The following is a 6,152-nucleotide window of genomic DNA, read 5'->3' on the forward strand; positions in this document are numbered from 1 at the left end:
CTCGCCTACTGCTTAATCTGTTCTCAGCCTGCCAACAGGTCTAGCCCGCTTCTGGGCTGGCCATCGTTGGCAGAAGTGTTCTGGGCTGGGGTTTTGCCGGTATGGTCGCGTATGGCGAATCGGTCGGCATCCACATAGGGCTCCCCGGCGATGATCTGGCCGGGGATATGCTCGGCCTCTATCCACTCCAAGATTTTCTCTTTGCCTGGGCGGGAGCCTTTTTCGAATTGCTCTTTGGCCCAGGTGATCCCTTTAACCAGCTTACCCATTGGGCAGCCCTCCCTGACTCGCCAGGAAGTATCCCCGGCCATTTTTATTGAGTGTTCCTGCTTGTTGCAGTGCTTTGAAAACAGGATTAACGGTTTCGTAGCGAAGGCGTAGATCTTTAATGATGTTGCGCATCACTGGCTTCGGGCCGAACTCCCCAACACTGATTCGCTGGGCCAGTTGCTGTTGTTCTTCATTAAGGTGAGCGGTGTGTAACGGTTGTGTTTCCAGCGTTTCAGGCTGTTGCAACGGTTTAGTGGCGCGTTTTGCAACTGTTGCAGCGGCGTTAAATGCGAGCAATGCGACCAGTCCCACTATGTCTGTGATGATGGCCAGGACGAGGAAGCCAATATGCTGAACCTTTGCCGGGTCTGCCTTGAGGGTGCCCGCCAAGCTGCTAAAGGCGCTGTGCGTGCTGGGTGTTTGCTCGATGGTGGATAGCTTTTCTATCAGCTGGGTGCGCTCAGTCTCCAATGTGGATAACTGCGCAGCGGTATGAAGGGCGCGTTGGCGGTAGCCGTTGTTGGCATCGGTATTGATCAGGCCGTTTAAGGTGTTGATCTGCTGTTGCAGGCTGTTGAGCTGCTGTTGCAACGCTCGGTATTCCTGGCTGTTGCGGGCACTGCGTTGTTGCTGCTCTTCGCTGTGGGTGGCGAGGAATCCAACGGTAGCGACAATGCTGATCAGTACCAGCAGGGGCCAAAGGCTGAGTAGGGCATAACCACTCACCTGGCCCTGGTTGCGCAACCAAAGCCCGAGCGGGGCGAAGCTGAACTTGCACAGCTCCAGGGCCACCGCCGTGGCACCGGCCACCAGCTGCCCGCCCAAGCCTGCGGGCATGGATACCCACAGCTGCACGGTAAACACGAGACTGGTGCCGCAGAAGATCAACGCGGCGATGCCGGTGAGGGATTGCCAGAGCTTCACGCGGCTCTCCCTTTTTCCTGTTTGCGACTTGGCAGAATCTCCGCCTGCCAGCCGTGGTCTTTGTAGTGGTTGGGGTTGGCTTGGTTTTGGATGGTGTCTAATTCTGGGCGCACTAATTCGGCAAGGTCATTAAGGCGGACACCGTAGGCTTCGAATTCGGTTGAATCAGTGTAGGTTTCACCTTCTGGGGTTTTACACTCAACAAATACCGTTACCAGCCAGTGGTGTTGCCAATTGAGGATTTCGTGCTGGAGCTTGGCGCGGGCGATATCACCCACAGCACCGCGTTGGCGTCGATGGGTGATTTTTAAAATGGGATCGCCCTCTGTATCCAGGCCGGTACTGCTACGCGCGGTGAGGATTAAACCGGGTAGCCAGCGGTTAACCAAGCGGGCATGTTGAGCCTGTCTGCTCATGGGTTTGCGGGGTTTACACTTGGCCATTCTCTATTACTCAATCTCTTCTACCCACAAAGCCCGCACTGGGCGGGCTTGGATCGGAATTTAGTGTTCAGCAGGCCTGGGGCTGGGTGCTTTCGAAAAACCCTGCTGGGCAGGTCTTTTCTTTCCGTTCCTTTAGCTTTCCATCCACTACGCTGTAAATTTTTGCGGTGTCTGTTTTCTTGTCGAATATTTGTACCCAGCTGGCGAAAATATCGTTTTTAGCAATTTGTGTTGCCACTTCAAAGGCTTCTTTTTCTGTGTGGTATGACTGCTTAAAATCTTTCACGCCACCCATCATTAGGTTGTAGGCGCCGCTAAATAGAGCGTATCGTTTCATTGGTTTCTCCCATTTTTAAAATGGGCTCCATACCGGCAGCCCTAACGGTTACAGCTGACTGATGCGCCTGGGCGCGGTTAAATTTTTAGCTGGCTTTGGGTATTGGCTTGTCTTCAACAAAGTCGCGGATCCAGACCATGCCTTTAGCGGTTACCTTGGTGGTGATGTACTGCACCTTTACCGGACCACGGTTATATTCGGAGATCTCTGCAATGAGCAGTTGCTGCGAAACAGCCTGTTTTGTTGGCGTGTTGCGCATGGGTTCGCGGTTATACAGCAAGCCGTTTTCCCGCATTAATTTCAGTAGGGTATTTCTACCCAGTTTTACCTCTCTGGCGGCTTGGGTGATGGTGAAGGTTTTTACCTTTTTCACACTGCCTCCTGTTTTTTGGGTTTTATTTGTGGGGTTTGGGCTTGTTGAGCTGCGAGTTTGCGCAGTTGATTTATTTGGATTTGTTGTAGCTGTACTGTGCGTGCTAGCTCTTCGTAAAGTTCTAAAATCCGGCTAAATTGACTCATGGCTTAACCCCGTTTTTTTTGAACGTCCTTTCTCTGCCGATGGCCTGCTCCCAGTATCGGCAGGGCTGACAGTTCCAGCTGCGTAATTGCAATTGCCCGTTAAATACGGGTTCTGCGGGGTTCCCGCATTGGCGGCAAGGCATTTGCGGGAGCGGCTGGGTTTGGCTCACGCGGCTTCCTTCCTCTGTATTTCCAGGTGGTTCCATTCGCGGTAGAGGGCGTTTAGTTTTTTCTCGCCGTCTGCAATTACGCTTTGCGGTGCTCTGCCGTGGTAGCGCAGATTCATTACGTTGATTGCGTGTTCATAGTTGTCGCCATCCAGCAGGGAGAGGCTGGCAACGGGGACGGCGAAATCCCTGCTATTCCAGGCCGAAAGCAAAACCTGTGCGGCGACTTCACTCGCGCCGGAGTTTCCATTGGCTACGTGGAGTAGGGTTTCTACGCTCTGGGTGGGACTGAAAGTATTCATGCGGCATCACCTCCAAACGGTAGCCAGTCGTTGTGAGCAGGCTGTGCAGCGGCGGGCTTTGGCTGCACTAAGTGGATACGTTGCGATTTGTGGCTGCCGCAGTCGATCAATGCAATACGGCGTTTAAGGCGTTCAATATTGCTTTTACTCATAGCCGTTGGGTGTACAAATACGGTGGCGGTCATGCGATTCCCTCCCGGTTGTTGCGGATGCGGATAGTTCGAGCAGAGGGGCGGCGTTGGATGCGGGTGCGCAGTTGATCCTGTGCATCGGAACCAATACCGCTAATGATCGAGGCGATTAAGGCGAGCTGAATTAATCCGTGTTTAACCGCTTTGGCCACCGCGTCTGTGCTGTTGCGGGCGTGCAGCTTGTAAAAGCACTCGGCAAGCAGGTTGGTAACGTTGGTGACGGAGCACTGCATCGCCTGGGCGGTCTCGCGATTGGAGAGTCCACGCGCTCGATGCGTCAGCGCTTCGGCTTGGCGTGGGGCCAGTGGTCTGAGGTGAGTGGCGGTGTCCATTTGGGTGCCCTGTCCTTAGTTGACATGTCGACAATAGTAAAATCCTATTTTTCCGTCAATAGGGTTTTACTATTTTGTCGTATTTGTTGCCACTGATAAGCTCAGATGCTCAACACGCGGAGCATGATTTATGGATGAATTGAGTTTTGTGGCGGTAGATGTGGAGACGGCAAACCCTGATGCGGCGAGTATTTGCCAGCTAGGAGTGGTTGTTGTCGAAAATGGGAAAGTTACCAAAGAGTGGAAAACGCTAATTAATCCTGAAGTGGATTTTTACTTTGCGAACATTGCTATTCATGGGATTAATGCTGCAGATGTAGCTGAGGCTCCAAAGTTTTCAGATGTCATAGATCAACTTAAAAGGTTGTTTGGGGGGCGGGTGATCGCAAGCCATTCGGGCTTTGATCGCCGTGCTTTGCTGAAGGCTTTTGAATCTCACGGAGATGATCTAGGTGAGGTTCGGTGGCTGGACTCTATGATGTTGGCTCGCCGGACTTGGGAGCAGTTTGCGCTTTCTGGTTATGGTCTTTCAAATTTGGCTGCTCACCTAGGGGTCCAGTTTCAGCACCATGATGCGCTTGAAGATGCCAAGGTGGTTGCGCAAATAGTGTTAGCCGCAGCTTCTGAATTAGGTGCAGGGCTTGCAGCTATCGAAAGGCTCTTGCGTCCTGAAGCGGTGAAAAGGGTTCGTCCGGAGTCGCTGGAAGCTAATCCGCAAGGCCCACTTTGGGGGGAAGTCGTTGTATTTACCGGTAGTCTCACGATCCCCAGACGCGATGCGCAATCTTTTGCAGCTGAGTTAGGGTGTGAGGTGCGTGGAGGCGTGTCGAAGAAAGTGACAATGCTGGTTGTAGGCGACCAGGATGTGTCTCAGTTGGCGGGTAAAGAGAAGAGTAGTAAACACTTAAAAGCTGAACAGCTGATTTCCACCGGGCACCACATTCGCATAGTCACAGAAGGTGATTTTATGGCGTTGGCTAGCGGAGTGGACCCGGAGTGACTTACTCCGGGTAGTATGAGCCGATAATCACGCCACAAAAAGTCACGTCCAAACTCGTGATATCCATTGTGGGGTAGCTAGGATTGATGGGGCGTAGAAATAAGCGTCCCATATCTTCCGCAAAAGTCTTAAATGTGGCTTCGCCGTTTAGGCGGGCGATCACTCGACTGCCGTTGATCACACGTTTTTCTGGATCGACAAAGATAATGATGCCTTCTGGGTAGCTTCTTTGCCCTGGGTAGGGGCTTGCCATGCTGTCACCCTTTACGCGCAATGCGTAAGCGAGGTCAGAGTGAGGCGCGGGGCAGGGAAGCCATTCTTCAGCATCGCCTGGCTGGAATATGTCCATAGCCTCACAGAATTGCCCTGCTTGCACCCAGCTGATGAGCGGAATGCGCCCCTTAATCTCTGGCCCTTTTGACACATTTTCAGAGGTGGCTGTGTTGGAATCAGGGGACTGGGGCCAGTCCATCCAGCCCGCTTTCAAATCTAGCGCGGCTTCTATTTTTCTGGCGGTGCGTGAGCCAATGTTGGTGTGCCCGCCACAAAGCTGATTGATGTAGTTATTGTCTGGATAACCCAGCTTTTCAGAAATAGCGGTCCTGCCGTGCTTGTCGGCCAACAGGTTGAGATTGTCTTTGCGGATGTCTTTGATTTCCATCGGTCAATTATGCCATTAGTAAAACACTACCCGTTATTAGGAAAACCCTATTGACCGAGGAATAGTAATTCCCTATTGTTTCGTCAAGGAGGGGATTAACTATGACACCACGACAGTTCTACTACGCATATCCCAAAGAGAGGGTGGAACAAGTTGCCAGGGATGCGGGCACCACTTTCGCCAACTTTAAGCAAATTGCTATTGCTCGTGGGTCCGTTGGCCGAGGTTTGGCTGAGCGGCTTTGTAGGGCCTCGCATGGGCAGATATCCGAACTTGAATCTTTGTATCCCGAGCGCTACGAAGAGCCAGCAGAAGTTCGGGAGGCAAGTTAAGGCGGTGCGGGTTTGTGGGTGAAACCAGAATAACGATCATTTTCAAATCCCCATTTTGTAGCCCTGCCATTCTGCGGTGAATGAGGGTTGGGATGAATGCATTGCGGTATATGGGGATTCATACAGGGTCGGAGAACCAGCTGACGACCGGGGAAAAACGATAACAATTCTCTGCGTCTTGGGTGCTTCTGATCGTGGAATTCACTATGCACGACGAGTGAAATCAAGGATAGGTAAAAAAACTATGTTCAAATTACTTTGTTCCAAGGGGGCTGCGGCATGATTCGTCGAAGTGCTCGGCCATCATCAAATTACTTGGTGGTTGCTAATTCGGTTGTGTGTGATCGCCGTATTTCTTTCGCGGCTGGCGGCTTGCTGCTGCACTTGTTGTCAAAGCCTGATCATTGGGAAGTTTCCCCTTCGGCATTGGCTAAAGAGGCTCAGGAGGGCAGGGATAAGATCTACAAGCTGTTAGGTGAGTTGATTAATGCTGGATATTGCAAGCGAATGACTCGGCGTGGTGAGCGGGGAAAAATAGTCGGTACAGACTATGAAATCTCTGATACCTCACGAGATGCTGATCCACTTCCTGAAAACCCGGATACGGATTTACCGGATACGGATTTACCGGATACGGATTTACCGGATACGGATTTACCGGATACGGATTTACC

Annotated in this window: 12 protein-coding genes and 1 pseudogene; 3 read left to right on the plus strand and 10 right to left on the minus strand. The window is 52.0% G+C overall.

What is annotated here, in order from left to right; genetic code table 11:
- Positions 1 to 23: 23 nt before the first annotated feature.
- The 9 genes from Q1A69_RS14640 to Q1A69_RS14680 form a co-directional block, all read right to left on the minus strand.
- A complete protein-coding gene (locus Q1A69_RS14640) occupies positions 24 to 269 on the minus strand; it encodes a hypothetical protein (RefSeq protein WP_299586820.1) in 246 nt (81 codons plus the stop codon).
- On the minus strand, positions 262 to 1,194 hold the full coding sequence (locus Q1A69_RS14645) for a hypothetical protein (RefSeq protein WP_299586823.1): 933 nt from the start codon (positions 1,192 to 1,194) through the stop codon (positions 262 to 264). Before Q1A69_RS14645 ends, Q1A69_RS14640 begins: the two co-directional genes overlap by 8 nt.
- The gene (locus Q1A69_RS14650; protein WP_299586826.1) at positions 1,191 to 1,637 is read right to left on the minus strand and encodes a hypothetical protein; all 447 of its coding nucleotides are present in this window, start codon (positions 1,635 to 1,637) and stop codon (positions 1,191 to 1,193) included. Before Q1A69_RS14650 ends, Q1A69_RS14645 begins: the two co-directional genes overlap by 4 nt.
- Before the next feature lie 67 nt (positions 1,638 to 1,704).
- Entirely contained in the window at positions 1,705 to 1,974 is a 270-nt protein-coding gene (locus tag Q1A69_RS14655; protein ID WP_299586829.1) for a hypothetical protein, read from the minus strand.
- A gap of 85 nt (positions 1,975 to 2,059) precedes the next feature.
- A complete protein-coding gene (locus tag Q1A69_RS14660; protein ID WP_299586832.1) occupies positions 2,060 to 2,347 on the minus strand; it encodes a phage antirepressor KilAC domain-containing protein in 288 nt (95 codons plus the stop codon).
- Entirely contained in the window at positions 2,344 to 2,493 is a 150-nt protein-coding gene (locus Q1A69_RS14665) for a hypothetical protein (RefSeq protein WP_299586834.1), read from the minus strand. Before Q1A69_RS14665 ends, Q1A69_RS14660 begins: the two co-directional genes overlap by 4 nt.
- Before the next feature lie 166 nt (positions 2,494 to 2,659).
- Positions 2,660 to 2,962: a hypothetical protein gene (locus Q1A69_RS14670; RefSeq protein WP_299586837.1), complete on the minus strand. Its 303-nt coding sequence runs from the start codon at positions 2,960 to 2,962 to the stop codon at positions 2,660 to 2,662.
- Complete coding sequence (locus Q1A69_RS14675) at positions 2,959 to 3,147, minus strand: hypothetical protein (RefSeq protein ID WP_299586840.1); 189 nt, start codon at positions 3,145 to 3,147, stop codon at positions 2,959 to 2,961. The genes Q1A69_RS14670 and Q1A69_RS14675 overlap by 4 nt, the downstream gene beginning before the upstream one ends.
- Entirely contained in the window at positions 3,144 to 3,485 is a 342-nt protein-coding gene (locus tag Q1A69_RS14680) for a LuxR C-terminal-related transcriptional regulator (protein ID WP_299586842.1), read from the minus strand. The genes Q1A69_RS14675 and Q1A69_RS14680 overlap by 4 nt, the downstream gene beginning before the upstream one ends.
- 130 nt (positions 3,486 to 3,615) lie before the next feature.
- Here Q1A69_RS14680 and Q1A69_RS14685 point away from each other — a divergent pair, with 130 nt between their 5' ends.
- Positions 3,616 to 4,485 carry an exonuclease domain-containing protein gene (locus tag Q1A69_RS14685; protein WP_299586845.1) on the plus strand — a complete coding sequence of 290 codons (870 nt, stop codon included), beginning with the start codon at positions 3,616 to 3,618 and terminating at the stop codon, positions 4,483 to 4,485.
- A 1-nt stretch (position 4,486) separates the two neighbouring features.
- On the opposite strand, the gene Q1A69_RS14690 is transcribed toward Q1A69_RS14685, so the two are convergent.
- Positions 4,487 to 5,146, minus strand: a complete 660-nt coding sequence (locus Q1A69_RS14690) for a LexA family transcriptional regulator (RefSeq protein WP_299586847.1) — start codon at positions 5,144 to 5,146, stop codon at positions 4,487 to 4,489.
- Between the two features lie 101 nt (positions 5,147 to 5,247).
- Here Q1A69_RS14690 and Q1A69_RS14695 point away from each other — a divergent pair, with 101 nt between their 5' ends.
- Both Q1A69_RS14695 and Q1A69_RS14700 read left to right on the plus strand, forming a co-directional pair.
- Complete coding sequence (locus tag Q1A69_RS14695; protein ID WP_299586850.1) at positions 5,248 to 5,478, plus strand: hypothetical protein; 231 nt, start codon at positions 5,248 to 5,250, stop codon at positions 5,476 to 5,478.
- A gap of 279 nt (positions 5,479 to 5,757) precedes the next feature.
- Positions 5,758 to 6,152, plus strand: a pseudogene (locus Q1A69_RS14700) (hypothetical protein); the annotation flags it as partial.

Source organism: uncultured Microbulbifer sp. (assembly GCF_947498635.1).
In the GTDB taxonomy this organism is placed as follows: Bacteria; Pseudomonadota; Gammaproteobacteria; order Pseudomonadales; family Cellvibrionaceae; genus Microbulbifer; species Microbulbifer echini.